Source organism: Devosia sp. T2-14, assembly GCF_055397495.1.
This window is the reverse complement of the sequence record NZ_AP027921.1, coordinates 376,234-401,287: the sequence shown is the minus strand read 5'-3', so window position 1 is coordinate 401,287 and position 25,054 is coordinate 376,234. Positions and strand designations below refer to the sequence as shown.

Genomic DNA, 25,054 nt, shown 5'->3' with positions numbered 1-25,054 from the left:
TTATGACAGCGGCATTTACTTTTTCAGCAGGCCTTTGAGTTTAACTATCTGTAATTACAGTATTTTCCTTTGGTTTGCGGAGAAATCGTTAAAATTGCCAACAGGAGTCGCTTGACAGAAATTGCCTGCTCTGGTTCCTTTTCATTCAAAGCGCTTTGGAATGTCGGCGGAACAGCCGCTGAAACGAAGTGCTTTTGGGGAGGAGCTACTGATCGGGGCATGCGCAGGGAGCGCAGGCCCGACACGTGCGCCTTCCTGACAGTTGGTTCATTCGGGAGGAAATCTAATGAAAATCAACAAGCTGCTCGTCGGTCTCATGATGAGCGTCACGCTGGTAGCCGGTGCTGCCCAGGCGGCAGAACTGTCGGTCGTGTCGGGTGACACGGGCAACGGTCTGGCGTTCCTGCGCAGCCAGCTCGACAAATTCGAAGCCGATACCGGTCACAAGGTGACCGTGGTGCCAATGCCTTCCTCGACCACTGACCAGTTCGGCCAGTACAAGCTGTGGCTGGCAGCCGGCAATACCGACATCGACGTGTACCAGACCGACGTGATCTGGGCCCCGCAGCTCGCTGATCAGTTCCTCGACCTCACCGAGGCCGCCAAGGATGTCGTGGGCAGCCACTTCCCCTCGATCATCGAATCCCAGACGGTGAACGGCAAGCTTGTCGCGCTGCCGGCCTTCACCGACGCTCCGGCGCTCTATTACCGCAAGGACCTGCTGGAAAAGTACAGCAAGCCCGTGCCGACCACCTGGGCCGAAATGACGGCCACCGCCAAGGAAATCATGGATGCCGAGCGCGCTGCCGGTAACCCTGAAATGTGGGGCTTCGTGTTCCAGGGCAACGCCTATGAAGGCCTGACTTGCGACGCCCTGGAATGGGTGAAGTCGTTCGGCGGCGGCCAGATCGTGGAAGCCGATGGCACCATCTCGATCAACAACGAGCAGGCAGCCAAGGCCATCGACATGGCTGCCAGCTGGATCGGCACCATCTCTCCAGAAGGCAACCTGGCCTATATGGAAGAAGAAAGCCGTGGCGTCTGGCAGCTTGGCAATGCCGTGTTCCACCGCAACTGGCCTTATGCCTACTCGCTCGGCAACGGCTCGGACTCCCCGATTGCCGGCAAGTTCGACGTGGCACCGCTCCCCGCTGGTGACGGCCCTGATGCCCGCTCGGCCGCAACGCTGGGTGGCTGGAACGTCGCCGTTTCCAAGTACTCGCCCGATCCGGAAGCCGCCATCCAGCTCGCTCTATTCCTGAGCTCGGCCGAAGTGCAGAAGGAACGCGCGATCAACCAGTCCAACCTGCCCACGATCGAAGCGCTCTATGACGACGCCGACATTGCCAAGGCACAGCCGATCATCCCGGCCTGGAAGCCGATCTTCCAGAACGCAGTGCCGCGCCCGTCGGCACCGACCAAGGTCAAGTACAACGAAGTGTCCTCGCTGTTCTGGAGCGCCGTCCACAGCACCCTGTCGGGTAATGGTTCGGCTGCCGAGAACCTCGAAGGCCTCGAAGCTGACCTGACCGAACTCAAGGGCAGCGGCTGGTAAGTCCTCCCAGCGCTCTCAGACAAGGCGGACGGCCGGGACATTCCTGGCCGCCCGCCTTGCACCAGACTAACCCAAACAGGAGGAGGACCTGATGGCGACCGATATTCTGGCTCCCCCGGCCGCGGTGACCGGGCCCAAGATCAAATCGGAACTCATGCAGCAGCGCGTGCGCGCGGCGCGGTGGTTCCTGGTGCCGATGCTGATCGCATTGGCCGTGGTGGCCGGTTGGCCACTTTTGCGCTCTATCTACTTCTCCTTCACCGATGCTTCGCTGAGCAACCTGGAAGGCGCCCAGTGGATTGGTTTCGGCAATTATCTGCGCTGGACGACGCTGGAAAGCGGCGCCATCCGCTGGCGCGGGCTGCTGGTTGATCCGGCCTGGTGGAACGCGGTGTGGAACACCGTGCGCTTCGCCTTCGTCTCGGTGACCTTCGAGGCCGTGCTCGGCATGGTGGTCGCCCTGGTGCTCAATGCCAATTTCCCCGGACGCGGCATCGTGCGCGCCGCCATTCTCATTCCGTGGGCCATCCCGACCATCGTGTCGGCCCGCATGTGGAGCTGGATGCTGAACGACCAGTTCGGCATTCTCAACGACCTGGGCATGCGCCTGGGCCTGCTCAGCCAGAAAGTCGCCTGGACCGCCACGCCGGAAACCGCCATGCAGGCGGTGCTGGTGGTGGACATCTGGAAGACCACGCCCTTCATGGCGCTGCTGATCCTGGCCGGCCTGCAGATGGTGCCCAAGGACATCTATGAAGCCGCCGACATCGACGGCGTGCATCCGGTCAAGCAGTTCTTCAAGATCACGCTGCCCCTGGTGCGCCCGGCGCTGATGGTTGCGATCATCTTCCGCCTGCTCGACGCGCTGCGCATTTTCGACCTGATCTACGTGCTGACGCCCAATAGCTCGGCCACCAAGACCATGAGCGTCATGGCGCGCGAAAACCTCTTCGATTTCGACAAGTTCGCCTACGGCTCGGCCATGTCGACCATGCTGTTCATGATCATCGCCGTGCTGACCATCCTCTACATCTGGCTCGGCCAGGTGCGGTTTGACGGGGGAGACCGGTAATGACCGCGACATTCGATCTCTGGAAGTTCACCAAGTGGGTGCTGTTCTATGCCCTGGTGGTGTTCATCGTCGTGGTGAGCGTGTTCCCGTTCTATTACGCGATCCTGACCAGCTTCAAATCGGGCACGGACTTGTTCCGCATCAACTACTGGCCCACCTCGTTCAGCCTCGACAACTATATCAAGGTGCTCTCGACCGGCAGCTTCCCGCGTAACCTGCTCAACTCGATCTTCGTCGCCTCGGTGACAGTGATCCTGGCGCTGTTCCTGGCGGTCACCGCCTCGTTCGCGCTCAGCCGCGTGCGCTTCCGCGGGCGTGGGCTGTTGCTGATGACCATTCTCGGGGTCTCGATGTTCCCGCAGATGGCCGTGTTGGCGGGCCTGTTCGAAGTGATCCGGTTCCTGGGCATCTACAACACGCCCTGGGCGCTGATCTTCTCCTACACGATCTTCACGCTGCCCTTCACCGTCTGGGTGCTGACCACCTTCATGCGCGACCTGCCGGTGGAGATCGAGGAGGCGGCCATCGTCGATGGCGCAACGCCCTGGATCATCATCACCCGCGTGTTCATGCCGCTGATGTGGCCGGCGCTGGTGACCACGGGCCTTCTGGCCTTCATCGGCGCCTGGAACGAGTTCCTGTTCGCGCTGACCTTCACCGCTAACAACGACACCCGCACCGTGCCGGTGGCCATCGCGCTGCTTTCGGGCAGCACGCAATATGAAATCCCGTGGGGGAACATCATGGCGGCCTCGGTCATCGTGACGGTGCCGCTGGTGATCCTGGTGCTGATTTTCCAACGTAAGATTGTGTCCGGCCTGACTGCCGGTGGCGTGAAGGGCTAGGGAGTAAAGACAATGGCAAGCATTGAGCTTCGCAACATTCGCAAGGCCTTCGGCGCGGTCGAAGTCATCAAGGGGGTCGACCTCGAAGTCCGCAAGGGCGAGTTCATGGTGTTCGTCGGCCCATCGGGCTGCGGCAAGTCCACCCTGTTGCGGCTGATCTCGGGCCTCGAAGACATCACCTCGGGTGAGATGCTGTTCGATGGCAAGGTGGTCAACGCCCTGGCACCGTCTAAGCGCGGCATCGCCATGGTGTTCCAGAGCTACGCGCTCTATCCGCATATGACGGTCTACGACAACATGGCTTTCGGGCTGACGCTCGAAAAGGGCCACGACAAGGACGAGATCCGCCGGCGCGTCGAAAAGGCCGCCGACATGCTGCAGATCCGCCAGTATCTCGACCGGCTGCCCAAGCAGCTGTCGGGTGGGCAGCGCCAGCGCGTCGCCATCGGCCGCGCCATCACGCGCGACCCCAAGGTCTTCCTGTTCGACGAGCCGCTGAGCAACCTCGATGCCGCGCTGCGCGTGGCGACCCGCATCGAAATCGCCAAGCTGCATGAGAGCATGGACCATGTGACCATGATCTATGTGACCCACGACCAGGTTGAGGCCATGACGCTGGCCGACCGCATCTGCGTGCTGCGCGACGGGCTGGTCGAGCAGGTGGGCACGCCCATGGAGCTCTACGAAAAGCCCAATTCGGTGTTCGTGGCCGGGTTTATCGGCTCGCCCAAGATGAACTTCATCAGCGGCGACCGCGCCAAGCAGTATGACGCCCATACGGTGGGCATCCGTGGCGAGCACATCACCATCGTGCCCGACAATGGCGTGTGGAGCGGCACGGTGATCCACACCGAAAACCTGGGCGCCGACAGCTATGTCTATCTGGAAATGGGCACCGAGGAGCCGGTGGTGGTGCGCCTCGAAGGCGCCAATACCTACAAGAGCGGCGACACGGTCCACATCTCGCCGATGAGCGACAAGATCCACCGCTTCGACGGGTCGGGCAAGCCCGTCCTCTAACCATCCAACACGGGTGGCGGCCTGCATGGCCGCCGCCCCCATCAACCACACGCGTCATTCCCGCGGATGCGGGAATCCCCCTTCATGCTCAGCCGAGGGAGATTCCCGCATCCGCGGGAATGACGCCGAAAACAGCAAAGACCCGGCGCCTCCCCGCCGGAGAGACCAACAGGAGACTACCAATGCCGATCCGTACCCTGGTGTGGGGCGAAAACGTCCACGAGCAGAAAAACAAGATCGTGGCCGACAACTATCCCAACGGCATGCACAACCAGATCGCTGCCTTGCTCCGGCAGGACAGCAATATTTCGGTGAAGACCACGACGCTGCAGGAGCCCGAGCATGGCTGCACCGAGGAAGCGCTGGCCAATACCGACGTGCTGGTGTGGTGGGGCCATGCCGCCCATGACAAGGTCGACGATGCCGTCGTCAAGCGCGTCATGGAGCATGTGTGGCAGGGCATGGGCCTGATCGTGCTGCATTCGGGCCACCATTCGAAGGTCTTCAAGGGCCTGATGGGCTCGCCCGCTAACCTGCACTGGCGCGAAGCCGGTGAGCGCGAGCGCCTGTGGGTGGTCAATCCGGGTCACCCGATTGCCAAGGGTCTGCCGCCCTATTTCGAGCTCGAATATGAAGAGATGTATGGCGAGCCCTTCAGCGTGCCCGAGCCGCTGGAAACGGTGTTTGTCAGCTGGTTCCAGGGCGGCGAAGTGTTCCGCAGCGGGCTGACCTATCGCCGCGGCGCCGGCAACATCTTCTATTTCCGCCCCGGCCACGAAACCTATCCGACCTATCACGACGCCAATGTGGGCCAGGTGCTGCGCAATGCCGTCAACTGGGCGCATAACGGCGATCGCCACGCCCATCTGATGAAGGCGCCGAACACCCCGGTGGGCGAAGCCATCGAGAAGATAGAGGAGCGCGGCGGCAAGCTCAATTCCGCCGACCATGCAGGCGAAGTGAAGAAGTAATTCACCCGATGCCGTGATCCCGGCGATCACGGCATCCGCCCCTTGCATCGACAATATTGAAACATCGGGGCTCGCGGGCCCGACATAGGAAAAACGAATATGCGGCTGCTCATTCTGGGTACCGGTGGCATGGCTAACCAGCATGCCAAGCACTTTGCTGCCATCGAGGGCGTCACCCTGGCGGGTGGCGTCGATGTCGATCCGGCGCGCGTCGAGGCGTTTTGCGCCACCCATGGCATTGAGCGTGGTTTTGGCTCGCTCGACGCGGCCCTGGCCTGGGGCCAGTTCGATGCGGTGGCCAACGTGACCCCCGACAGCGTGCATCATCCGACTACCATGGCCGCACTTCGCGCCGGCAAGCACGTCTTCTGCGAAAAGCCGCTGGCCACCGACCATGCCAAGGCCATGGAGATGACCGAACTGGCCGAGGCGCAGGGCCTGGTCAACATGGTCAACCTCACCTACCGCAATGTCAGCCAGCTGCAGAAGATGCGCGAGCTGGTGCAGGCCGGGCAGGTGGGCAAGGTCAAGCACTTCGAGGCGAGCTACCTGCAGAGCTGGCTGGTCAGCAAGGCCTGGGGCGACTGGCGCACCGAGAGCCAGTGGCTGTGGCGCCTCAGCAAGAAGCACGGCTCAAATGGCGTGCTTGGCGATATCGGCGTGCATATCCTCGACTTTGCCGCTTTCGGCGCTGGCAGCGATTTCAGCAAGGTGTTCTGCCGCCTCGAAACCTTCGACAAGGCCGAAAACAACCGGATCGGGGAATATGACCTCGACGCCAATGACAGCTTCGCCATGACCGCGCAGCTGGAAAATGGCGCGCTGGGCGTCATCCATGCCACGCGCTGGGCCACCGGCCATTTCAACGAGCTGCGCCTGCGCGTCTATGGCGAGAAGGGATCCATCGAGGTCCAGCATCGCCATGACAGCTCCAAGCTTCTGACCTGCCTGGGCGCCGATATCGAAACCGGCACCTGGACCGATGTGGCGGTCGAGGCCGTGCCGACCAACTACATGCGTTTTGTTGATGCGGTGCGCGCCGGCAAGAACCAGGAGCCGAGCTTCCGCCACGCCACCAACATCCAGAAGGTGCTGGACCTTGCCACCGTCACCGACCGCGACCGCACCGAGCACAGCGTGTAAGCGATCTGATGCAAGGGCCCGCAGCGATGCGGGCCTTTTTTGTTGGGCGGTTCCTAGCGAATGCGGAGTGTGTTGAACCCCCATTCCGCGCCCACCCCACCGCTGCTGCCCGCGGACTTGATCCGCGGGCCCTTCGCCACCCGAGCGGCTGATGATGGCCCACGGATCAGGTCCGTGGGCAGCGCCGGTGGGAGCCATTGCTCAGTCGTCTCGCTCCCCTTGCGGGGAGGAATCAAGGGTGGAGCGGCTGGCCCGCATGTGCTGGCCCCTTGCAACCGGATCGGGGCTTTCCGACTTATCAGGGTGACTGAAATCGGAGCGTCGACATGAGTATCATCTGGGCCATTTTCATCGGGTTCCTGGCGGGCGTCATCGCCAAGTGGGTTACCCCCGGCAACAACAAGCCGAGCGGGTTTATCCTGACCACGGTGCTGGGCATTGTCGGCGCGGTGGTGGCCACCTGGCTGGGGCAGGCCATCGGCTGGTATGCGCCGGGCGACGGGGCCGGCTTTATCGCCTCGATCGTTGGCGCGGTGATCATCTTGCTGGCCTGGGGCCAGCTGGCGCGACGCACCTAAGCACAGGGCCCGCTTATCTTTTCACGCCGACGCAACCAAACCCGTCCGCCGGGAATTGATCGAGTCCCAACGGATGGAGCGTCAAATGGGCATTATCTGGAGTATCCTGATTGGTTTGGTCGCCGGGCTGATTGCCCGGTTTCTGGTCCCCGGTGATCGCGGGCCCAGCGGCTTCATCCTGACCGCGGTGCTGGGCATCGTCGGCGCAGTGGTGGCCACCTGGCTCGGCCAGGCCATCGGCTGGTATCAGGCCGGGGAAGGCGCAGGGTTCATCGGCTCGATCGTCGGCGCGGTGATCATCCTGCTGGTCTGGGGCATGGTCGCCAGGCGCGCATAGGATCCAGCGAACAGAACAAGCAAAAGGGGCACCCGGTGGGTGCCCCTTTCGCATTTGCGGGCCGGGATCTACTTGATCTCGGTGATGCGGCCATCGGTATAGGGCGTGTATTCGCCGCCCAGCTTGGCGATGTATTCGGCCACGACCTGCTCCAGCGGCGGGCCGAAGTCATAGGGGTTTTCGCCTTCGGCAAAGGTGCCATAGCCATCGCCGCCGCCACGCACATAGTTGTTGGTGACGATGGTGTAGGTGGCGTCCTCGTCGATCGGCACCCAGGCGTCGCCCTCACCCTTGACCAGCACGTCGCTGACGCGGCTGCCGGCGGGCTGCTTGAGATCGAACGAGTATTTGAGGCCGGCAACCTGGGCAAAGCGCCCGGCACCGTTCTCTACGTCGCTGACGCCATTTTCCAAGGCTTCGATCACGTCGGCACCGCTGATCTGCACGGTGGCCAGCGTGTTGGAGAAGGGCAGCACGGTCAGCACGTCGCCGACGGTGATTTCACCGGCGTCGATCGAGGCGCGGATGCCGCCGCCATTCTGGAAGGCGATGGTGGCGCCCTGGCTGGCCACGCGGTCGAGAATGGCATCGGCGAGCAGGTTGCCCATCGAGCATTCCATTGCGCGGCAAACCTCGCGGGCACCCTCGAGCTTTTCGGTAGTGCTGCCGATGACCTGACTGGTCAGTTCCTCGATCGGCCCGAGCAGGGCGGCCAGCTCGGTCTTGAAGCCCTCGTCGGCCTTGACCGAGGCATCGATCAGGAAGGGCTCGCCGACCGCCTTGGTGACGACGCCATTGTCATCCCAGGTGATGGCGATATCGCCGAGATACTTGCCATACTGGTTGGCCTGCACCACCGGAACCTCGATGCCATCGGGGTTCTTGACCATGGTGGGGTAGGGGCCGGCCGCACCTTCGGCCGTGTTGGACAGCAGCGTATGGCTGTGCCCGCCGACAATCACGTCGACCAGCGGCAGGGCAGCGGCGACACCCATGTCGACCGTGTAGCCGATATGGCTCAAGAGGATGATTTTGTTGACGCCGGCGGCGTCCAGCGCTTCGGAAGCGCCGCGCACATACTGGATGACATCGTAGAATTCGATGTCTTCGGTCGAGGCGATTTCCGGCGTGTCCTCGGCGGTTGCACCGATGATGCCGATCTTTTCCCCGCCCACGTCGATGACGATGGAACCCTTGATCTTGCCGGCAAGGCTGGGGTCGCGGGTGACGTCGAAATTGCCGCCGATAATGGGGAATTCGGCGGCGTCGATGAATTTCATGAACTCTTCGGGGCCGTCGTCGAATTCGTGGTTGCCGGTGGCAACAACGTCAAAGCCCATTTGGTTGAAGAAGTCCGAGACCACCTTGGATTTGTAGGTGGTGTAGTAGAGCGAGCCCTGGAAGTTGTCGCCGGCCGAGAGCAGCAGCGAATTGGCGCCGTCATATTTGGCGCGGGTATCGTCGATGATGGTCTTGAGGCGCGCGATGCCGCCAAAGCACTCGCCCTTGGCATCGGTTTCGGGGTCGCAGTTGGAATCCGAGCTGGTGATCGGATCGAAGCGGGAATGGAAGTCGTTGATGTGCAGGATGTTGAGCGTGAAATCGGCATAGGCCGCAGTCGAAATACCGGCGCAGAAGGTCAGCGCTGTCGCGCCGAGGAGTAGCTTTTTCATCCCTGTGTCCTTTTGTTTGCTTTTCGGCAGTCCAGACTCCGTGGCCAGCACTATCGGGGTGAGCCGTTCCCATCCCAAGCCACGGCTGGGGATGAGTTAACCAGTCTTTTGCGACAGAGAAAAGTGGACCTTCTGGTCAATTCTGGCCGGCTGCCTCAAAAGGGCTTCAGAATTCGTCAACCATGCCGGCGAAACACTGTGGCGCAGTCGCTGCGATAAACCCGATGGCAAGCGCGTCCGCGTAAATCCTATTGGTGGGCAGACATCGCCCGGACGCCTGGATATTCCATCGACGATGAGTGCAGCCCTTGAAAGCCTGATGATCCGCGATGTGCCCCGGCCGGCGCCGACAACGCCTGTGTTCAGCGGTGTCGTGGCTTTCGCCGGCATCGGGGTGGCGGCCGCGCTGACCTATGTCGTGCTCTCGACCCTGCTGCTCTGGCTGCACACCGGCATTGCCGACTGGGTGATCAATACCGCCTGCTATGGCGGGCTGATCGTGCCAGTCTATCTGCTGCACCGGCGCTATTCCTTCGATTCCGATGCCCCCCACATGCAGGCGCTGCCGCGCTACATGGCGGTGCAGGCCATGGCGCTGCTGCTGGCGGCGCTGTTCTCCTTCGTCGTGCATGGCGTGTTCGCCATGCCCCCGCTCTGGGCCTCGGTCGTGGTGATCGGGCTGACCTCGGGCGTCAATTTCATCGTGCTGCGCAGCTGGGCTTTCGCCCGCACGCAATGGGAAGCAAGTTTGGCCTGATGATCGCTGCGCCCGCCAAGACCCTGCTCAATCAGGTGCATAATACTGTCGTGTTCGGACGCCGTGTCCGCGTGCTGGCGCAGGCGCTGGCCGGGGCCATTCCGGGGGCGGGAAGCGTGCTCGATCTTGGATGCGGCGATGGCCAGATTGCCAGCGAACTGATGAAGCTGCGGCCCGATCTGGCGGTCGAGGGCGTCGACGTTCTGCTGCGTCCGGTGACCCATATTCCAGTGACGCTCTATGACGGCGCGGTGCTGCCGTTTGCCGATCAGAGCTTTGATTATGTGACGATAATCGACGTGCTGCACCACACCGACGACCCCGCCGCCGTGCTGGCGGAGGCCGCCCGCGTGGCGCGGCTGGGCGTGGTGGTCAAGGATCACCTGCGCGAGGGGTTCCTCGCGGGTCCGACCCTGCGCGCCATGGATTGGGTGGGCAATCGCGGCCACGATGTGCGGCTGCCCTATAACTATCTCGACAGTGCCCAGTGGGACGCGGCAATCGCGGCAGCAGGCCTTGTCAAAGCCAGCTGGCAGGAGCGTCTGGGGCTCTATGCGGCGCCTCTCAGCTGGGCCTTCGAACGGCGCCTGCATTTCGTTGCATTGCTTGTCCGGTCGTAACGGGCTTTCAATACTGAACCAGTCAGGTATCCTCCGCGCCGTTTGATTTGCGGAGTTTCGGCATGAAAAGCGCTTTGATCGTCTATGGTGGCTGGTCCGGACATGATCCGGAAGAATGCGCCGCCATCTATCGCCGGTGGCTGCACGAGGATGGTTTCTCGGTGCGCACCGCGACCGAGACCAGCGCTTTCGCCGACCCGGCGATCCATGATCTGTCGCTGATCATCCCCATCTTCACCATGAGCAAGATCGAGAAGGCCGAGGTCGAGAACCTGGTCAAGGCGGTCGAGGGCGGCGTCGGGCTGGCCGGCCATCATGGCGGCATGAGCGACGCGTTCCGCGAGGCGGTGGACTACCAGTTCATGGTGGGCGGGCAGTGGGTGGCCCATCCGGGCAACATCATCGACTACACGGTCGACGTCACCGATCCGCTCGACCCGATCATGGCGGGGATCAAGTCGTTCCCCTACACGTCCGAGCAATATTACATGCATGTCGACCCCTCCAACAAAGTGCTGGCGACGACCACCTTCACGGGCGAACACGCGCCGTGGATCGAGGGCGTGAAAATGCCGGTGGTGTGGAAGCGCCAGCATGGCAAGGGCCGCGTGTTCCACTCCACGCTCGGCCATCAGGCCAAGGAATTCGACGTGCGCGAAATGGCCACCATCATGCGCCGCGGCATGAACTGGGCCGCCCGCGACGAGTAGGGGCTGTACCCTCGGGCTTGACCCGAGGGTTTTTCGTCTCCCTCCCCTTGTGGCGACGCGGCCCCGCACTCTCGTCGCCAAGTCTTGATTGGAAACTTGTCGCCATGCGCCTCCGTATCTGATGGAGTGGACAGCGGAGGGGCAGATGAGTGATGCGAGCGAAAAGAAGGGGCCACTGATCTATCGCCAATCGGCGTGGACGCGGGTGACCCATTGGGTCTGGGCGATTTGCCTGTTCTTCATGCTGCTGTCGGGGCTGCAGATCTTCAATGCCCATCCCGCGCTCTATATCGGGCAGGAATCGGGCTTCCAGTACAACAATTCGGTGCTGAGCATCGGCGCCATCGATACGCCCCAGGGGCCGCGCGGGCAGACCGTCATCCTGGGCAACCGGTTCGATACGACAGGCGTGCTGGGCGTCAGCGGCTCGGTCCAGCAGCCCAGCTATACCGGCTTTCCCGGCGCCCTGACCATTCCGTCCTATCGCGATCTCGGCACTGGCCGGGTGGTGCATTTCTTCTTCGGCTGGATCCTCGTCGCCACCATGCTCGTGTGGTTCGTGGCCAGCTTCATCAACGGGCATTTGCGGCGCGATATCGTGCCCGGCGCCAAGGATCTCAGGGGCCTGCCGGGCGACGTGGTCGATCACGCCACGCTGCGCTTCAAGCACCGCCGCAGCTATGGCCCGCTGCAGAAGCTGAGCTATTTCACGGTCTTCTTCATCCTGTTTCCGCTGATCATCGCCACGGGGCTCACCATGAGCCCGGGCATGAATTCGCTGGCGCCCTGGATGCTCGACCTGTTTGGCGGGCGGCAGACGGCACGGACCATCCACTTCACGGTCATGGTGCTGCTGGTGACGTTCTTCATCATCCACATCGTCATGGTACTGGCCGCCGGGCCTCTCAACGAATTGCGCTCGATGATCACCGGCTGGTATCGCGCCAGTCCCGGTACGCCCAGCGCCGAGGGAGACAAGCCATGACCCGGCTGATCACGCGCCGTAGCTTCCTGCGCAGCTCGGCAATTGCCGGCTCTGGGCTGATCCTTGCCGGATGCGACCAGTTCGATTTCCTTGGCCAGCGCGACCACCCGGCCCGCAATTTCATGGAGCAGGCCAATGTGCTGACCTATCGCGCGCAGCGGGCGCTGATCGGCGAGCAGACGCTGGCGCGGGAATATTCGTCGAGCGAAATCCGCCAGGGCATGAAGCCCAATGGCTCCAACGATCCGACAACGCCGGAATACCTGTTCCTGCGCATGCGCGACTTCGCCGACTACAAGCTCAAGGTGACGGGCATGGTGGAGCGCCCGCTGGAATTCTCGCTCGCCGAATTGCGCAACATGCCTGCGCGCAGCCAGATCACAAGGCACGATTGCGTCGAGGGCTGGAGCTGCATCGCCAAGTGGACCGGCACCCAGCTCGGGCCGATCCTCGATATGGCCGGGGTGAAGCCGCAGGCGCGGTTCTGCGTCTACCACTGCTTCGACAATATCCAGCGCACGCTGTCGGGAGACATCCTCTATTACGAGAGTTCGGACCTGGTGGACGCCTACCACCCCCAGACAATCCTCAGCTACGGCCTCAACGACCAGGTGCTGCCGGTGAGCAATGGCGCCCCGATCCGCCTGCGTATCGAGCGGGCCCTGGGCTACAAGCAGCCCAAATTCCTCCACACGATCGAGCTGGTCGACGACCTCTCGCCCTTCGGCAAGGGCCAGGGCGGCTATTGGCCAGACAATGGCTATGACTGGTATGGCGGGATCTAGGGGCACGCCCTCGTGGTTTGCGTAGGTTGCCCTCTCCCCATCCACGATGTCACCCCGGCCTTGAGCCGGGGCCCATCCTGAGATCTCAAGATGGATCCCGGCTCAAGGCCGGGATGACACAGTGTTTTGGAAGCTTACCGTGGCCTACTTTATGAGCTTCACACTCCGCTCAATCAGCGCTGTGAGGGCTTCGATCTGGTCGGCATAGACGGCGTAGGAGCGGATCCATTCGGCGGGCCAGTCGCCGACCTGGTTGGCGATCACGGCGGGGAGGCGCTTGCCCATCGGGTGGTCGGCGACGATCTCAAGGGACGAGGTTTCCCAGCGGTCGTCCAGCAGCAAGATATCTGCAAGAAAACTGCCAGCATTCTCCCAGCTGATGCTTGCATAACTGGTGCCCGGCGTGACGTCCGGCGACACGAAGTGCACGCCCCAGCGGGCGAAGTCGCTGAGCTCGCCGAAATAGGCGGGCACGGCGATCGAAAGGCCTGTATTTGAAGGCGAAATCGCCATCACCGTGAGGTCCGGCTTGGCGGCCGTAACAGTCTCAAGGCCGGTGACCGCAGCCTCGAAACGGGCGCGGTCGGCAGCCAAAGCAGGGGTGTCGGTCGCTGCACCCAGGCTTGCAGCAAAGTCGCGATATTCTTCAAGCATGCTGGTGATCGAATTGGTGCGGGCAATGCCGACTGTGGGGGCGATGCTTTCCAGCCGCGCGGCCACGGCGCCCTCATTGGTGCCGCCCTGATAGATGCCCTCGATGGTCGAATATTCAGTGAGGATAATGTCGGGGTCGAGCGCCAGCACGGCCTCGGCATCGATCTCGAACCAGCCGCGCGACACGACGGGAATGTCAGTGAGATCAAGGCCTTCAAGGGTGCGATCGAGCGAGGGCGGGCCATCGCGCAGAATGCCGATGGGGCGGATGCCATAGGGGATAAGCGCCGCGGCGACGGTGCTGTGCGCGATGATCCGCGCCGGCGGCTCGGGCAGGGTCACGGTCTTGCCGGCACCATCGGTATAGCGCCATTCGGCGGCGAAGGCAGGCGTGGTGAGAAGGAGGGCGGCGAGGAGTATTCTGAGCATGATCAGGTCATAGCACAAGGCCATTTCGGCGTGGCGGGAAACCATGCCCTGAGTGGCTGGCGCGCGTGGGTCGCTTGGGGGGCATGCGCGGCGCGAGGGTGAATATCCTTGCTTTTTCAGGTGCCTTGGGCCATATGAGCCTCATCGTCACCCGGCGCATGGACCTTCGATGGATCCGCTGGCGCCCAATATTGGTGACGGACTTCTCTTCTTATCCCCTGCGGTGAGCGGCGAAGTCAGCCCGGAAACACGTTTCGTCCGGGTTCGAGCCAGCACCCGCGCGATACCCCTTTATCGCCCGATTGCACCTGTTGATCCGCCGGCGCTTCGCGTCCGGCGACATGCGCGCTGGATTGTCCTGCGCGCGTTGCAGCGCCGTCATCGGCGCAGAAAGACGTGTTCTTTGAACGACTTCATTTCTCTCGGCCTGCCGTCCATTCTCACCGACAGCCTGACTGCCGGCGGCTTCACCGAGCCGACCAAGATTCAGGCCCAGGCCATTCCCAAGCTCCTTGAAGGCAAGGACATGATGGGTATCGCCCAGACCGGTTCGGGCAAGACGGCAGCCTTCGGCCTGCCGATCCTGGCCGGTATCCTCACCCTCAACGGCCGTCCGCGGCCGCTGACCACGCGCGCGCTGATCCTGGCGCCGACGCGTGAACTGGCCGTGCAGATCGACGAAAATATCCGCAAGTTCGCCGGCTCCAAGATGAAGCTGGATACCGTGCTGCTGCTGGGCGGCGTGTCGCGCTACCATCAGGTCAAGCGCCTCGAACGCGGCGTCGACATCGTCGTTGCCACCCCGGGCCGCCTCAAGGACCTGATGGACGACGGCAAGATCCGCCTCAACGAAACCCGCTGGCTCGTCCTCGACGAAGCCGACCGGATGCTCGACATGGGCTTCATTGCTCCGGTTCGTGCCATCGTCAAATCGATCGGCATGAAGCGCCACACCATGATGTTCTCGGCCACCATGGCCCCTGAAGTTGCCGACCTCGCCAAGACCCTGCTGCAGGATCCGGTGCGCGTCGATGCTTCGGTTGCCGGCTCCACCGTGGTCAAGATCGACCAGCGCGTGATCCTCTCGGGCGCCAAGGCCAAGCGCGGCGTGCTCAATGAGCTGCTGGCCAGCGAAGAAGAAAACATGGAACGCGTGATCATTTTCTCGCGCACCAAGCATGGCGCCGACCGCGTCGCCAAGAACCTCGAGATCGACGGCCACAAGGCAGCGGCCATCCATGGCAACAAGAGCCAGAACGCCCGCCAGGCGGCCCTCAAGGGCTTTGCTTCGGGTGATGTGCGCATTCTGGTCGCGACCGATATCGCCGCGCGCGGCATCGACGTGCCGGGGATCACCCATGTGGTGAACTACGAGCTGCCCGACGATCCGGAAAACTATGTGCACCGTATCGGCCGCACCGGCCGCAACGGCGCTTCGGGCTCGGCGATCACTCTGTGCGACGGCACCGAGCGCGGCAAGCTGCGCGACGTGGAACGCCTGATCCGCCGCACGCTGCCCTATACGGGTGACCTGCATACCGGCAACGACACCGGCGTCATTGAAGCACCGCGCTCGGCTTACAAGAAGCCCAATGGCGGCCGTCCCGGCCCGCGTTCGGCCAAGAACCCGCGCAAGGACCAGACCGATCGCCGCTCGCCCGCCGAACGTCGTCCCTTCGCCGAATTCGCCAAGGAAGTTGGCGCCAAGGCCGCACAGCCGCATCACCAGCCTTCGGACGCGCCACGCGCTCGTACGGATGGTCAGGTAACGCGCGTGCGTCGCGACAATGATACGGGCAAGCCCGTGGGCGCCAAGCCTGCTGGCGGCAAGCCAGTTGCCAACAAGCAGCGCTGGGGCAAGACGCAAAAGGATGCGGTCCGCAGCGGCGGCCGGTCCAATGCCGACCGCCAGCGCGGCCGGACGGCACATTCGAACTAAGACGTGAAAGGGCGGCCCAAGGGTCGCCCTTTTTCATTCGCCCTTGACGGGCGGGGTCATCGTGGAGCGGTCGGCAGAACCCTGCGGACCGCCGCCGCCGGGAGGCCCACCGGCGCCGTCGGGCGGAGGTCCGCCTGCGCCGCCCATGCCCATGCCTGAGCTTGAGGTGGCATGGGGATCGACACCGATGATCATTGCGACGAGATATTCCGCGTCGAGTTCCTTGATGAAGGCAAAGGCGGCGCGGGTCGACTGCTGGGCAATGCCATCATTGGCGTTGAGCGTGTCGCGCTCGCTGGCCCGGTCATTGTAGGGCGCGACCTTGAGGTAAATGTATTCGCTTAGGGCATCGGGGAAAAAGATCTGCCCGGTGAGGATATTGGTCTCGTCGAGAAAGACCTTGAAGTGGATGTGGGTGGTGCGGCCGCGATACCAGCTGGGGTAGACCGTCTCGAATTCGGCAATGCCATTGTCGTTGGCGAACTGGGTTCCGCGCATAAAGGTCTGTCCGGTCGTATCGACCGAGCCGTCATCGCCCTGGCCGGCATAGCCGGAGTAAACGCCGGTGGCGTCGCAGTGCCAGATATCGACGCGGGCGCCGGGCAGTGGCGCGCAGGCCTCGTCGACAACCTGCAGCCGCACGCGCAGCGGAATGCCGGGGCGCCCCTCGGTGATATCGACGCGCTCCAGAGCGGGGTCGAAATAGTAGGGGCCCTCGGTCACTTCGGGAATGATGGCGCAGACATCGGCGCCCGAGAGCAGGGCGGAGGTCTGCCTAGCGGTGACGCCAGCCTCCTGCGCAAAAGCCTGCTGGCTCATCAGCAATCCGCCGGAAGCGGTAACGGCGACGGCCTTGAGGGCGTCGCGGCGATTCATCCCTGTCATGTGTGGTCCTTCCGGTCAGTGTTACAGCGCTAATTTGTTAGCGCAGCCACTGCCCGAGGAGGCGTTACAAGGCGGAGAGCTGCGTGACGATTTGGTAAGGCAGCTTTATCAATGGGTGACCTGAGCCTCGCGGTCGCGCGCGGCGATATCGCCCAGCCCCTTGATGAGGGCGTGTACCGAAGCGACGTTGTCGATGCGCATGCGGGCAGCCGTGCGCCCCTCGCCGAGCTTTATGCCGACGCCGCCCAGTTCCTGGGCCGCGATAAAGGCATCCTCGTCGGTGGTTTCGCCACCGATGAAGATCGGGGTGCGGCCGAGGAAGGGCTCCTCGCGCATGAAGGCACGGAGGGCTTCGCCTTTGCTGGCGCTGCGTGGGCGGGCTTCGAGCACCATGTCGCCCGGGATCAGCGAGAAATCCGGCACGCCGTGAATAGCTTCCTGCATGGCGTGGCGGGCCACGTCTTCGAGCTCGGGGGCGTCGCGATAGTTGAGCAGGACCGTACCCTCGCGGGATTCAAGCAGCAGGCGGGGATGGGCGGCGATGACGGTGCTGACGGCATGGGCTATTTCCTCGGCGCCCAGCGCCGCCGCTGGATCTACGGTTTCAATGAAACCATCCGCGCGCCGACGCTGGGTACCGTGGGCGCCAGCTACCGGGAGGTGTAGCGGCGCAAGGAAGCGATCAATGTCCGCGATCTCGCGTCCGGTCAGCACGGCGAAGGCGCTGTCCAGTTCGCGGGCGGCACGCTCAAGTTGCCAGGGAAGGGAATCGGGAACTTCAATTTCGTCGGGGCTTTCGGCCCATTCGACCAGGGTTCCGTCGAAGTCGGTGAAAATGGCCAGCTGCGGCATGGTGTGGGGTGCGATGGCATCGGTCTGGGACATTTGCTGGGGCTTCCGAAAACACTGTTTCGTGTGCAACGCGCAGCCGCCGCATTGGTTCGTTTTCCAGCATGGCAGGCATGTGGGATTCGAGCTTCTGAACGCCATCTGAATGGGGCATTGCTCGCCCGTTCAACGCCGGTCACCTAGAGGAGAGATCATGACTGACAGCACTGGAAACCCTGTGTCCGTCGGTCAGGAATCGTCGTCCTCCAAGGGAGCGAGCAAGATGACCCAGGTGTTTCTGACGGCCCTGTTTGCCATTGCGTTGAGCATTCTCACCTTTGCCGCCTCGTTTGCCGAAGCGCCGCGCAGCGAGCTGATTTCGCTCCCGGCCGAGAGCGTGTCGCACTAGGCCAAGGGTATGCCCTTGTTGCCCTTTTCGCGCTGATAGATCGCGGACAGATCAGCATAGAGCGCATTCAGATCGTCGAAGCGCGCGAGCAGCTGCTCGCGGTTGTCGCGATCGAGCCCGGCAATCATCTGCACGATATTGTGGCTGGCCCAATAGGGGTTAGTGCGGTTGTAGAGCGGACGGTCGGGCGGCACCGTCGCCATGCCGGGATCGGGCACGGCATAGACACCTTTGAGGATGGCGATGTCATAGGGAATGGCAAAGCTGTCGCGGGTGTCTTCGTAACTGAACAGATAATAGAAATTGTCGAAGCCTGACCAAGTGATGCCCGAGAGGCAGAGCGAACATGGCTCGTGGGTGGCGAGGAACAGGCAGTCGCTGACATCCGGGCGCTGGTCGGCCGGTAGCTCGAAGAAGCGCTTGATGGCGTGCATTTCCCCGTGCCAGAGAGGATTTTCGATCTCGTTATTGGTCTCGGCGACCACCACCGAGAGGTCCGACTTGCGCAGGATGGCGGCGCCGAACAGCTTGTTGCCGCGCGCCACGCCTGCCCGGGTCACCGGGGCAATGTCATGCTCGATGACATCAAGCAGGCGGGCGACGAGTTCGGCATTATCCATCAATCAGGCCGCGGTTTGCGGGGCGAGACGCAGGACCAGGTCGCCCTCGGCATCGTAGAATTCGAGGTCGGTGCCGGAGCGTTTGTAGCTGCGGGCTGCGCCAAGGGCGCCAAAGAAGGCAGCTTCCTGCTTCATGAGATCGGGAGCGCAGGCCATTCGTGTGCCGGCGACGGGGCCGAACTCGACGGTGTCGGCACCAAACTGGCCTTCGGCAAAGTAGTTGTTGCAGGCCCGGCCGCTGATGCGCTGATCGGCGGCGATGGCGAGGGAAATCCGGGAACCATCCAGCAGCGGCGCGGCGCCGATCATGACAACGGTCCACTGGGTATCGGCCAGCGCTGCGGCAGGCGGCTCGGCCGGAACGATGGGTTCGGGATGGTATTGCACGAGGATGCGGACCGGGTTGGGGGCGACGGCGTCGACATGGACGGGCTCTTCATTACGGAAGAGCACCTGGCCATTGTGGGAAATCTCGGCGAGCAGGCCATATTGGCGGTCGGGGTCGACATTGCTGCGCACGTTGAGAGTGAACTGCAGCGGCACGCCGCCCTGGGCCGCAATGGTGGCCGTGGCGCCGACAACGGCGCGATGATCGGCCATCGAAACCAGCGAAACGCGCAGTTCCGCGCCCTGAGGAAGCGCGATGCGTTCGCGATAGGTCACCTGGCCGGTGAATGTGACGTCGGCCATCGCCGCGCCAGAGAGTGCCAGCACGGCAAGGAGCGCCAAACCGGCGCGTTTAATCAATTCCAGCAACATATTGCCCTCCAGAGTCCGCCAACAGCAGCATAACCCAGCCGCGCGATGGTTTCGACCTCTGACGCGGCACAGGGTTAGCGGCGTTGCACCTCAAAAGGTTCCGAAAAATGGTGCTCCTCGAGATTGTTGCCGTCGCCGCCCCGGTCGACGACGAGGAAATCGCTGGCCTGATCGAGCGGCGTCAGCACGCCGTGCCAGGTGTTCATGGCGATATTGACGCCTTGTCCGGGTGCGGTGAGGAAAGCCCGCGGCATCTGTGGTGTGCCAGCATGGTCGAGCGCTACGATGACCAGGAAGGAACGATCGGATAGCGGAAAAAACGCCTGGCTGCCCAGGGGGTGCCGCTCGACCATCGTGAGGGCTAGCGGCAGGGAATAAGGCTGGCCGCGAAAGATCGAGATCAGCGGGCGGGGATGGACGCCGCCCAGCTCAACCCGCGCCAGATCGTGGAAGCGCTCGGTCATGCCGTTGTTGATCGGATAGTGATGCGCGCCCTCGGTCTGGATGACCTGACCGAAGGGAGCGAAAGCCCCTGCCGTCAAGGGCTCGATGAAAATGGTGCGGTCGGTCATGGCTAGAACGGCAGCTTGGCGTGGCGGTTGACGTCCTTGAACAGCAGGTAGCGGAAGCGGCCGGGGCCGGCATAGCAAGCCTGCGGGCAGAAGGCGCGGAGCCACATGAAGTCCCCGGCTTCGACCTCGACCCAATCGCGGTTGAGGCGATAGACGGCCTTGCCTTCGAGCACGTAGAGCCCGTGTTCCATGACGTGGGTTTCCTCAAAAGGAATGACCGCGCCGGGCTCGAGGGTGACGATATTGACGTGCATGTCATGGCGCAGGTCGGTGGGCTCGACGAAGCGGGTGGTGCCCCAGCGCTCGTTGGTATCGACCATCCAGCGGATGGGTTCAGCCCTCTCGTTGGTGACGAAGGCTGTTGGCAGGTCGATGCCCTCGGCGACTTCGTAGCGCTTGCGCACCCAATGGAAGCGGGCAGGCACCGTGCCGCGATTGAAAAGCGTCCAGTCGCAGCCGGGCGGCAGGAAGGCATAACCGCCGGGCGCCAGCTGGTGGGGTTCGCCGGCGATGGTCAGCGTCAGGTTGCCGTCGACGACGAACAGCACGCCTTCGGCTTCCGGGTTGGGTTCGGGCTGAGCGCTGCCGCCGCCGGGAGCGACCTCGACGATATATTGCGAGAAGGTCTCGGAAAAACCGGACATCGGACGGGCGATGACCCAAAGGCGGGTCTGGTCCCAATGGGGCAGGTAGCTGGTGACGATGTCGCGCATCACCCCATGGGGGATGAGCGCATAGGCCTCGGTAAAGACGGCGCGCCCAGTGTGGAGCGTGGCCTGTGAGGGTAGGCCGCCGGGGGGAATGGCGTAAGTGGTCTCGACCATGATCGTCCTGAAATCAGCTAGATGGCGTTGCGATGATCGGCGACGATCGGTCCAGCGGCAAGGGCCTCCCGTTCATATTGTGCCTTGCGCCAGGTCTCGGTGAGCGCCGCGTCATACCAGTCGCGCATGGCGGGCAAGGCGAGGATGCGCCTGGCATAGTCTGCGGCGGGCTGGCTCAGTTTCAGGTCGTAGATTTCAACGCGGAAGGCGACCGCGGAAAAGAACGCATCGACGGCGGTGAAGTGTTCGCCGGCGAGGAAGGGGCCGCCGAAGCGCTTGAGCCCGTCGCACCAGAGGGCGTCGAGGCGGGCAATATCCTGCGCCAGGCCTTCGGAGATGGTGGCGAGTTCGATGCGCAGGCCCAGCACCATGCCGCAGGTATTGCGCAGGTTGGCGAAGCCGGAATGCATCTCGGCGGCAGCGGAGCGGGCGAAGGCGCGAGCCTCGCGGTCGGCCGGCCAGATTTGCGGATGGGCTTCGGCGAGATATTCGGTGATGGCGAGGGAATCCCAGACTACGGTCTCGTCATCGACGAGGCAGGGGAATTTCCCACTCGGCGATACTTCGCCAAAGGATGGGGCCGGACCGCCGCCAAAGGGCAGCAGGCGCTCGGTGAAGGGGATGTCGAGGGTTCGCATCAGCACCCAGGGGCGCAGCGACCAGGACGAATACATCTTGTTGGCGACGTAGAGTGTGTACATGGCGGCCCTCCGATCTCTCCTCCGGTTTCTTGGCGATAGACCCTCTGGAGAGCGGCCGCAAGTCAGGGAAGGTGTGGCTCCTCCACTTGCCGCTGCAGGCGACTGAGCATGGACGCCGCATAGGCGGCATAGGGACCGATCCAGCGCTCGTGAATGGCGTGGACGGGCAGGGCGTCGAGGTGGTTCCAGCGCTCGCGGCCACGCCGCTCGGCCACGACCAACCCCGCCTCTTCGAGCACGCCCAGATGCTGCATGACGGTGCAGCGATCGAGTGCCGGCATGAGGTCGCAGAGCATGCCGGTGGTGCGCGGCTCGTGCTTGAGCAGGTCGAGGATCTGGCGGCGAACGCGGTGGCCCAGCGCCTTGAAAATCCGGTCATCTTGGTCTTCGGTTGACATGTTATATTTTTATAACATATGTTTTTTCACGTCAAGCTCAGGAGGGTATGATGGCCTATGATTTCAGAGTAAGCGGCCGCGTCAGCCGGCCGGTCCATGAGGTGTTCGAGGCGGTGGCCGATCCCGGCAAGCTGTCGGGGTATTTCACCACCGGCGGCGCAGTGGGGCGGTTGGAGACCGGCGCGACCGTCACCTGGGATTTTGCTGATTTTCCCGGGGCGTTTCCGGTGCGCGTCGAGCGTGTCGTGCAGGACAAGGAGATCGTGCTGCACTGGGGCGCGGCCGATGATGGCGGGCCCAGCTATGACACGACCGTGGTGATGAGCTTTACCGGCCTCGAAGATGGACGCACGCTGGTTACTATCGAGGAAAAGGGCTGGCGCGAGACGGCTGCTGGACTGAAGGCGGCGATGGGCAATTGCGAGGGGTGGACCGGGATGCTGTGCGCACTCAAGGTTTATGTCGAGCACGGCATCAACCTGCGCGAAGGGTTCTACAAGTGAGCGCCGCAATTGAAGGTGGCGTCAACATCGCGATGAAGGTGCCGACCCACCAATATGAGGCGACAGTCGCCTTTTATCGCGACACGCTGGGGCTGACGCCATTCACCGAAAAGCCGGGCAATGTGGGTTTCATCCATGGGCCGAACCGTTTGTGGATCGACGAGGCGCCGGGTCACACGCAGGCCGAGGTGTGGCTCGAATTGTTCACGCCGGATTTCCCGCAGACTGCCGAACGCCTTGCCTCGGCGGGTGTTGTGCGCAATGACGCAATCGAGGATCTGGGCGAAGGTTTTCGCGGCGGCTGGTTCTTCAACCCGGCAGGCGTGGTGCACATGGTGCGCGAGCCCGACGCCTGGTAAGACTAACGCGCTGTTAGGGTTACCGTTTGTTCAACTTTTGCCGCCATGCTGGGGGCATGAACGGACACAATATCCATAACGGGGCGGCACCCCATGCTTGGCTGCAGCACAATCTGCCCTGGCTTGGCCTGTTCGCGCTCGTGATGAACCTGTTCCAGCACGAGGCTGAAACAGGGTTCAATCCGGACGCACTGAACGGCTAGGGCAGCAGAGCCTGCAGGCGCAGCTGCGCGATGCGCTCGACCTGCGCGCAGGCGGTGGCGAATTCGGCTGCGGCGGTGTTGTTGATGCGGGTTTCGAACGCCGCCAGGATCGACGCCTTGGTATTGTCGCGCACGGCGATGATGAACGGGAACCCGAACTTTTCGACATAGGCGGAATTAAGCGCGGTGAAGCGCTCGCGCTCGGCATCGGTCAATGCGTCGAGGCCTGCAGAGGCCTGTTCGGCGGTTGAGGCTTCCGTGAGGCGCTTGGCGGCGGCGAGCTTGCCCGCGAGATCGGGGTGGGCGCGCAGCACGGCGAGCCGCTCCTCGGGCGTTGCCAGGCGGAACTGGCAGCGCAGCGCGAAATTGAGGCCCACAGCGGTGTCATTGGCGGGGGCGAGTTCACCGTCCCAGGCGCGTTCGGCGATCCATGGGGAATGCTCGAAGATCGAGCCGTAGCGGGCAACGAAGTCGGCCTTGTCGAGCTGCGATGGCGTGACGGCCGGGGCGACATAGGGATGCTCGCGCGCCCAGTGCTCGGCAATGGCGAGGCGCGTCGGCACCCAAACCTTGTCGAAGGTCTTGATGTAGTCGACGAATCTCTTGAGGCCCTGATAGCGGCCGGGCTGGCCGACCAGCCGGCAATGCAGGCCGATCGACATCATCTTGGGTGAGCCGGCCTGCCCTTCGGCATAGAGGCAATCAAAACTGTCTTTCAGGAACTGGAAGTAGTCCTCGCCATTGGCAAAGCCCGAGGCGGTGACGAAGCGCATATCGTTGGCGCTGAGCGTATAGGGAATGATCAGCTGGGGCGTGCCCTTATGCACACGCCAATAGGGCAGGTCATCGTCATAGGTATCCGAGACATAGGCAAAGCCGCCTTCCTCGGAGACCAGATCGACGGTGTTGATCGAGCTGCGGCCGGTGTACCAGCCGCGCGGGCGCGAGCCGGTGGCGATGGTGTGCAGGCGCACAGCTTTGGCGATCTGGGCGCGCTCGGTTTCGAGCGGCATATCCTTGTGCTCGACCCACTTGTAGCCGTGGCTGGCGATTTCCCAGCCCGCGTCCTGCATGGCGGCCAGTTGGGCGGGCGCGCGCATCAGGGCGGTGGCAACGCCATAAATGGTGACGGGCAGGGCGGCTTCGGTGAACAGGCGATGCAGGCGCCAGAAGCCGGCGCGCGCGCCATATTCATACATGGACTCGATGTTCCAGTGGCGCTGGCCCGGCCAGGGCGCGGCGCCCACGACGTCCGCCAGGAAAGCTTCCGAGCCGGCATCGCCATGCAGGATGTTGTTTTCGCCACCCTCTTCGTAGTTGAGCACGAACTGAACCGCGACATGGGCGCCACCCGGCCAATTGGCCTGCGGCGGATTGGGGCCATAACCTTGCATATCGCGGGGGTAGCGCATTGGTGTGCTCTCGTTGGTCTTGGCGGCATAGTATGATTCTGAGCGGCGCGAACAAGATGCACAAAACTGGACCAGTTGGTAAAAAATGAGCATTGCGCAAAGGTGACGATGCGGTAGTCTCGTGCCTGGGGACGACTAAGGGAGCAGCAAATGGCGGGTGATGGACGCCTGACGACGCACGTGCTGGACACGATGCATGGCAAGCCAGCGCGGGGCATGCGGATCGAGCTGCTTTTCGTGCATGGGGATCATACCCATCACATCACGGACAGCTACACCAATGCTGATGGGCGGGTGGACCGCCCCTTGCTCGACAGCGACCAGTTCCAGCATGGCCAGTTCGAGATACACTTCCATGTCGGTCAGTATTTCGAGCGGCTGGGCGTCGAGATCGAAACACCTTTTCTCGATGTGGTGCCGATCCGCTTTACCATCTCGGAAGACAAGCATTACCATGTGCCGCTGCTGGTGAGCCCGTTTGCCTATTCCACCTATCGGGGGAGCTGAG

The 25,054-nt window shown here is 62.9% G+C and carries 30 protein-coding genes; 19 read left to right on the top strand and 11 right to left on the bottom strand.

Annotated elements, in window-relative coordinates; all coding sequences use genetic code 11:
• The first annotated feature begins 319 nt into the window (after nucleotides 1-319).
• The 8 genes from ACZ5WT_RS01990 (at nucleotide 320) to ACZ5WT_RS01955 (ending at nucleotide 7,521) form a co-directional block, all read left to right on the top strand.
• Nucleotides 320-1,555 (top strand): ABC transporter substrate-binding protein, encoded by a 1,236-nt coding sequence (locus ACZ5WT_RS01990; RefSeq protein ID WP_464287138.1) that lies wholly within the window; start codon nucleotides 320-322, stop codon nucleotides 1,553-1,555.
• Nucleotides 1,556-1,646: 91 nt separating this feature from the next.
• A complete protein-coding gene (locus tag ACZ5WT_RS01985; RefSeq protein ID WP_464285716.1) occupies nucleotides 1,647-2,627 on the top strand; it encodes a carbohydrate ABC transporter permease in 981 nt (326 codons plus the stop codon).
• Nucleotides 2,627-3,472, top strand: a complete 846-nt coding sequence (locus ACZ5WT_RS01980) for a carbohydrate ABC transporter permease (protein WP_464285715.1) — start codon at nucleotides 2,627-2,629, stop codon at nucleotides 3,470-3,472. The genes ACZ5WT_RS01985 and ACZ5WT_RS01980 overlap by 1 nt, the downstream gene beginning before the upstream one ends.
• A gap of 12 nt (nucleotides 3,473-3,484) precedes the next feature.
• Nucleotides 3,485-4,492 (top strand): ABC transporter ATP-binding protein, encoded by a 1,008-nt coding sequence (locus tag ACZ5WT_RS01975; RefSeq protein ID WP_464285714.1) that lies wholly within the window; start codon nucleotides 3,485-3,487, stop codon nucleotides 4,490-4,492.
• A 182-nt stretch (nucleotides 4,493-4,674) separates the two neighbouring features.
• The gene (locus ACZ5WT_RS01970; protein WP_464285713.1) at nucleotides 4,675-5,463 is read left to right on the top strand and encodes a ThuA domain-containing protein; all 789 of its coding nucleotides are present in this window, start codon (nucleotides 4,675-4,677) and stop codon (nucleotides 5,461-5,463) included.
• Nucleotides 5,464-5,562: 99 nt separating this feature from the next.
• Nucleotides 5,563-6,606 carry a Gfo/Idh/MocA family protein gene (locus tag ACZ5WT_RS01965; RefSeq protein ID WP_464285712.1) on the top strand — a complete coding sequence of 348 codons (1,044 nt, stop codon included), beginning with the start codon at nucleotides 5,563-5,565 and terminating at the stop codon, nucleotides 6,604-6,606.
• A 326-nt stretch (nucleotides 6,607-6,932) separates the two neighbouring features.
• Nucleotides 6,933-7,184 carry a GlsB/YeaQ/YmgE family stress response membrane protein gene (locus ACZ5WT_RS01960; RefSeq protein ID WP_464285711.1) on the top strand — a complete coding sequence of 84 codons (252 nt, stop codon included), beginning with the start codon at nucleotides 6,933-6,935 and terminating at the stop codon, nucleotides 7,182-7,184.
• 85 nt (nucleotides 7,185-7,269) lie between these two features.
• Entirely contained in the window at nucleotides 7,270-7,521 is a 252-nt protein-coding gene (locus tag ACZ5WT_RS01955; RefSeq protein ID WP_464285710.1) for a GlsB/YeaQ/YmgE family stress response membrane protein, read from the top strand.
• A gap of 68 nt (nucleotides 7,522-7,589) precedes the next feature.
• Here the strand turns inward: ACZ5WT_RS01955 and ACZ5WT_RS01950 are convergent, their stop codons facing one another.
• Complete coding sequence (locus tag ACZ5WT_RS01950) at nucleotides 7,590-9,194, bottom strand: bifunctional metallophosphatase/5'-nucleotidase (protein WP_464285709.1); 1,605 nt, start codon at nucleotides 9,192-9,194, stop codon at nucleotides 7,590-7,592.
• A 295-nt stretch (nucleotides 9,195-9,489) separates the two neighbouring features.
• Here ACZ5WT_RS01950 and ACZ5WT_RS01945 point away from each other — a divergent pair, with 295 nt between their 5' ends.
• From ACZ5WT_RS01945 to ACZ5WT_RS01925, 5 genes are all read left to right on the top strand, one after another.
• Nucleotides 9,490-9,951, top strand: a complete 462-nt coding sequence (locus tag ACZ5WT_RS01945) for a GtrA family protein (protein WP_464285708.1) — start codon at nucleotides 9,490-9,492, stop codon at nucleotides 9,949-9,951.
• A complete protein-coding gene (locus tag ACZ5WT_RS01940) occupies nucleotides 9,951-10,571 on the top strand; it encodes a class I SAM-dependent methyltransferase (protein WP_464285707.1) in 621 nt (206 codons plus the stop codon). Before ACZ5WT_RS01945 ends, ACZ5WT_RS01940 begins: the two co-directional genes overlap by 1 nt.
• A 62-nt stretch (nucleotides 10,572-10,633) precedes the next feature.
• Nucleotides 10,634-11,281 carry a ThuA domain-containing protein gene (locus tag ACZ5WT_RS01935; protein ID WP_464285706.1) on the top strand — a complete coding sequence of 216 codons (648 nt, stop codon included), beginning with the start codon at nucleotides 10,634-10,636 and terminating at the stop codon, nucleotides 11,279-11,281.
• Between the two features lie 145 nt (nucleotides 11,282-11,426).
• Nucleotides 11,427-12,266, top strand: a complete 840-nt coding sequence (locus tag ACZ5WT_RS01930) for a cytochrome b/b6 domain-containing protein (protein WP_464285705.1) — start codon at nucleotides 11,427-11,429, stop codon at nucleotides 12,264-12,266.
• Entirely contained in the window at nucleotides 12,263-13,051 is a 789-nt protein-coding gene (locus tag ACZ5WT_RS01925) for a molybdopterin-dependent oxidoreductase (protein ID WP_464285704.1), read from the top strand. Before ACZ5WT_RS01930 ends, ACZ5WT_RS01925 begins: the two co-directional genes overlap by 4 nt.
• A gap of 144 nt (nucleotides 13,052-13,195) precedes the next feature.
• Here ACZ5WT_RS01925 and ACZ5WT_RS01920 read toward each other — a convergent pair whose 3' ends face one another.
• Entirely contained in the window at nucleotides 13,196-14,134 is a 939-nt protein-coding gene (locus ACZ5WT_RS01920) for an ABC transporter substrate-binding protein (protein ID WP_464285703.1), read from the bottom strand.
• A 403-nt stretch (nucleotides 14,135-14,537) separates the two neighbouring features.
• Between ACZ5WT_RS01920 and ACZ5WT_RS01915 the strand changes: the two genes are divergently transcribed.
• A complete protein-coding gene (locus ACZ5WT_RS01915) occupies nucleotides 14,538-16,073 on the top strand; it encodes a DEAD/DEAH box helicase (RefSeq protein ID WP_464285702.1) in 1,536 nt (511 codons plus the stop codon).
• A 33-nt stretch (nucleotides 16,074-16,106) separates the two neighbouring features.
• On the opposite strand, the gene ACZ5WT_RS01910 is transcribed toward ACZ5WT_RS01915, so the two are convergent.
• Complete coding sequence (locus tag ACZ5WT_RS01910) at nucleotides 16,107-16,958, bottom strand: intradiol ring-cleavage dioxygenase (protein ID WP_464285701.1); 852 nt, start codon at nucleotides 16,956-16,958, stop codon at nucleotides 16,107-16,109.
• A 108-nt stretch (nucleotides 16,959-17,066) separates the two neighbouring features.
• Nucleotides 17,067-17,843, bottom strand: coding sequence for a trehalose-phosphatase (gene otsB / locus ACZ5WT_RS01905; RefSeq protein WP_464285700.1), 777 nt, complete (start codon nucleotides 17,841-17,843; stop codon nucleotides 17,067-17,069).
• Nucleotides 17,844-18,000: 157 nt separating this feature from the next.
• Here otsB and ACZ5WT_RS01900 point away from each other — a divergent pair, with 157 nt between their 5' ends.
• Nucleotides 18,001-18,195: a hypothetical protein gene (locus tag ACZ5WT_RS01900; RefSeq protein ID WP_464285699.1), complete on the top strand. Its 195-nt coding sequence runs from the start codon at nucleotides 18,001-18,003 to the stop codon at nucleotides 18,193-18,195.
• Here the strand turns inward: ACZ5WT_RS01900 and ACZ5WT_RS01895 are convergent.
• From ACZ5WT_RS01895 to ACZ5WT_RS01870, 6 genes are all read right to left on the bottom strand, one after another.
• Nucleotides 18,192-18,815, bottom strand: a complete 624-nt coding sequence (locus ACZ5WT_RS01895) for a nucleoside deaminase (RefSeq protein WP_464285698.1) — start codon at nucleotides 18,813-18,815, stop codon at nucleotides 18,192-18,194. The two genes, ACZ5WT_RS01900 and ACZ5WT_RS01895, sit on opposite strands and share 4 nt — an antisense overlap.
• 3 nt (nucleotides 18,816-18,818) lie before the next feature.
• The gene (locus tag ACZ5WT_RS01890) at nucleotides 18,819-19,574 is read right to left on the bottom strand and encodes an META domain-containing protein (RefSeq protein ID WP_464285697.1); all 756 of its coding nucleotides are present in this window, start codon (nucleotides 19,572-19,574) and stop codon (nucleotides 18,819-18,821) included.
• A gap of 74 nt (nucleotides 19,575-19,648) precedes the next feature.
• Nucleotides 19,649-20,146 (bottom strand): ureidoglycolate lyase, encoded by a 498-nt coding sequence (locus ACZ5WT_RS01885; protein ID WP_464285696.1) that lies wholly within the window; start codon nucleotides 20,144-20,146, stop codon nucleotides 19,649-19,651.
• A 2-nt stretch (nucleotides 20,147-20,148) separates the two neighbouring features.
• Nucleotides 20,149-20,970: a bifunctional allantoicase/(S)-ureidoglycine aminohydrolase gene (locus ACZ5WT_RS01880; RefSeq protein ID WP_464285695.1), complete on the bottom strand. Its 822-nt coding sequence runs from the start codon at nucleotides 20,968-20,970 to the stop codon at nucleotides 20,149-20,151.
• A gap of 17 nt (nucleotides 20,971-20,987) precedes the next feature.
• Nucleotides 20,988-21,671, bottom strand: coding sequence for a glutathione S-transferase family protein (locus ACZ5WT_RS01875; protein WP_464285694.1), 684 nt, complete (start codon nucleotides 21,669-21,671; stop codon nucleotides 20,988-20,990).
• Between the two features lie 62 nt (nucleotides 21,672-21,733).
• Nucleotides 21,734-22,069, bottom strand: a complete 336-nt coding sequence (locus tag ACZ5WT_RS01870) for an ArsR/SmtB family transcription factor (RefSeq protein ID WP_464285693.1) — start codon at nucleotides 22,067-22,069, stop codon at nucleotides 21,734-21,736.
• 50 nt (nucleotides 22,070-22,119) lie between these two features.
• Here ACZ5WT_RS01870 and ACZ5WT_RS01865 point away from each other — a divergent pair, with 50 nt between their 5' ends.
• The 3 genes from ACZ5WT_RS01865 to ACZ5WT_RS01855 are packed head-to-tail and all read left to right on the top strand — an operon-like array spanning nucleotide 22,120 to nucleotide 23,134.
• Nucleotides 22,120-22,572, top strand: coding sequence for an SRPBCC family protein (locus ACZ5WT_RS01865; RefSeq protein ID WP_464285692.1), 453 nt, complete (start codon nucleotides 22,120-22,122; stop codon nucleotides 22,570-22,572).
• A complete protein-coding gene (locus tag ACZ5WT_RS01860) occupies nucleotides 22,569-22,931 on the top strand; it encodes a VOC family protein (RefSeq protein ID WP_464285691.1) in 363 nt (120 codons plus the stop codon). The genes ACZ5WT_RS01865 and ACZ5WT_RS01860 overlap by 4 nt, the downstream gene beginning before the upstream one ends.
• A 56-nt stretch (nucleotides 22,932-22,987) precedes the next feature.
• On the top strand, nucleotides 22,988-23,134 hold the full coding sequence (locus ACZ5WT_RS01855; protein WP_464285690.1) for a hypothetical protein: 147 nt from the start codon (nucleotides 22,988-22,990) through the stop codon (nucleotides 23,132-23,134).
• On the opposite strand, the gene puuE is transcribed toward ACZ5WT_RS01855, so the two are convergent.
• The gene (gene puuE, locus ACZ5WT_RS01850; RefSeq protein ID WP_464285689.1) at nucleotides 23,131-24,546 is read right to left on the bottom strand and encodes an allantoinase PuuE; all 1,416 of its coding nucleotides are present in this window, start codon (nucleotides 24,544-24,546) and stop codon (nucleotides 23,131-23,133) included. The two genes, ACZ5WT_RS01855 and puuE, sit on opposite strands and share 4 nt — an antisense overlap.
• Before the next feature lie 150 nt (nucleotides 24,547-24,696).
• On the opposite strand from puuE, the gene uraH reads away from it, so the two are divergent.
• Nucleotides 24,697-25,053, top strand: coding sequence for a hydroxyisourate hydrolase (gene uraH / locus ACZ5WT_RS01845; protein WP_464285688.1), 357 nt, complete (start codon nucleotides 24,697-24,699; stop codon nucleotides 25,051-25,053).
• The last annotated feature ends 1 nt before the right edge of the window (nucleotide 25,054 follow it).

Bases quoted from the DNA above. Each gene is read 5' to 3' on its own strand.
- ACZ5WT_RS01990 (WP_464287138.1), top strand. From the start codon at position 320: ATGAGCGTCACGCTGGTAGCCGGTGCTGCCCAGGCGGCAGAACTGTCG.
- ACZ5WT_RS01985 (WP_464285716.1), top strand. From the start codon at position 1,647: ATGGCGACCGATATTCTGGCTCCCCCGGCCGCGGTGACCGGGCCCAAG.
- ACZ5WT_RS01980 (WP_464285715.1), top strand. From the start codon at position 2,627: ATGACCGCGACATTCGATCTCTGGAAGTTCACCAAGTGGGTGCTGTTC.
- ACZ5WT_RS01975 (WP_464285714.1), top strand. From the start codon at position 3,485: ATGGCAAGCATTGAGCTTCGCAACATTCGCAAGGCCTTCGGCGCGGTC.
- ACZ5WT_RS01970 (WP_464285713.1), top strand. From the start codon at position 4,675: ATGCCGATCCGTACCCTGGTGTGGGGCGAAAACGTCCACGAGCAGAAA.
- ACZ5WT_RS01965 (WP_464285712.1), top strand. From the start codon at position 5,563: ATGCGGCTGCTCATTCTGGGTACCGGTGGCATGGCTAACCAGCATGCC.
- ACZ5WT_RS01960 (WP_464285711.1), top strand. From the start codon at position 6,933: ATGAGTATCATCTGGGCCATTTTCATCGGGTTCCTGGCGGGCGTCATC.
- ACZ5WT_RS01955 (WP_464285710.1), top strand. From the start codon at position 7,270: ATGGGCATTATCTGGAGTATCCTGATTGGTTTGGTCGCCGGGCTGATT.
- ACZ5WT_RS01950 (WP_464285709.1), bottom strand. From the start codon at position 9,194: ATGAAAAAGCTACTCCTCGGCGCGACAGCGCTGACCTTCTGCGCCGGT.
- ACZ5WT_RS01945 (WP_464285708.1), top strand. From the start codon at position 9,490: ATGAGTGCAGCCCTTGAAAGCCTGATGATCCGCGATGTGCCCCGGCCG.
- ACZ5WT_RS01940 (WP_464285707.1), top strand. From the start codon at position 9,951: ATGATCGCTGCGCCCGCCAAGACCCTGCTCAATCAGGTGCATAATACT.
- ACZ5WT_RS01935 (WP_464285706.1), top strand. From the start codon at position 10,634: ATGAAAAGCGCTTTGATCGTCTATGGTGGCTGGTCCGGACATGATCCG.
- ACZ5WT_RS01930 (WP_464285705.1), top strand. From the start codon at position 11,427: ATGAGTGATGCGAGCGAAAAGAAGGGGCCACTGATCTATCGCCAATCG.
- ACZ5WT_RS01925 (WP_464285704.1), top strand. From the start codon at position 12,263: ATGACCCGGCTGATCACGCGCCGTAGCTTCCTGCGCAGCTCGGCAATT.
- ACZ5WT_RS01920 (WP_464285703.1), bottom strand. From the start codon at position 14,134: ATGCTCAGAATACTCCTCGCCGCCCTCCTTCTCACCACGCCTGCCTTC.
- ACZ5WT_RS01910 (WP_464285701.1), bottom strand. From the start codon at position 16,958: ATGACAGGGATGAATCGCCGCGACGCCCTCAAGGCCGTCGCCGTTACC.
- otsB (WP_464285700.1), bottom strand. From the start codon at position 17,843: ATGTCCCAGACCGATGCCATCGCACCCCACACCATGCCGCAGCTGGCC.
- ACZ5WT_RS01900 (WP_464285699.1), top strand. From the start codon at position 18,001: ATGACTGACAGCACTGGAAACCCTGTGTCCGTCGGTCAGGAATCGTCG.
- ACZ5WT_RS01895 (WP_464285698.1), bottom strand. From the start codon at position 18,815: ATGGATAATGCCGAACTCGTCGCCCGCCTGCTTGATGTCATCGAGCAT.
- ACZ5WT_RS01890 (WP_464285697.1), bottom strand. From the start codon at position 19,574: ATGTTGCTGGAATTGATTAAACGCGCCGGTTTGGCGCTCCTTGCCGTG.
- ACZ5WT_RS01885 (WP_464285696.1), bottom strand. From the start codon at position 20,146: ATGACCGACCGCACCATTTTCATCGAGCCCTTGACGGCAGGGGCTTTC.
- ACZ5WT_RS01880 (WP_464285695.1), bottom strand. From the start codon at position 20,970: ATGGTCGAGACCACTTACGCCATTCCCCCCGGCGGCCTACCCTCACAG.
- ACZ5WT_RS01875 (WP_464285694.1), bottom strand. From the start codon at position 21,671: ATGTACACACTCTACGTCGCCAACAAGATGTATTCGTCCTGGTCGCTG.
- ACZ5WT_RS01870 (WP_464285693.1), bottom strand. From the start codon at position 22,069: ATGTCAACCGAAGACCAAGATGACCGGATTTTCAAGGCGCTGGGCCAC.
- ACZ5WT_RS01865 (WP_464285692.1), top strand. From the start codon at position 22,120: ATGGCCTATGATTTCAGAGTAAGCGGCCGCGTCAGCCGGCCGGTCCAT.
- ACZ5WT_RS01855 (WP_464285690.1), top strand. From the start codon at position 22,988: ATGAACGGACACAATATCCATAACGGGGCGGCACCCCATGCTTGGCTG.
- puuE (WP_464285689.1), bottom strand. From the start codon at position 24,546: ATGCGCTACCCCCGCGATATGCAAGGTTATGGCCCCAATCCGCCGCAG.
- uraH (WP_464285688.1), top strand. From the start codon at position 24,697: ATGGCGGGTGATGGACGCCTGACGACGCACGTGCTGGACACGATGCAT.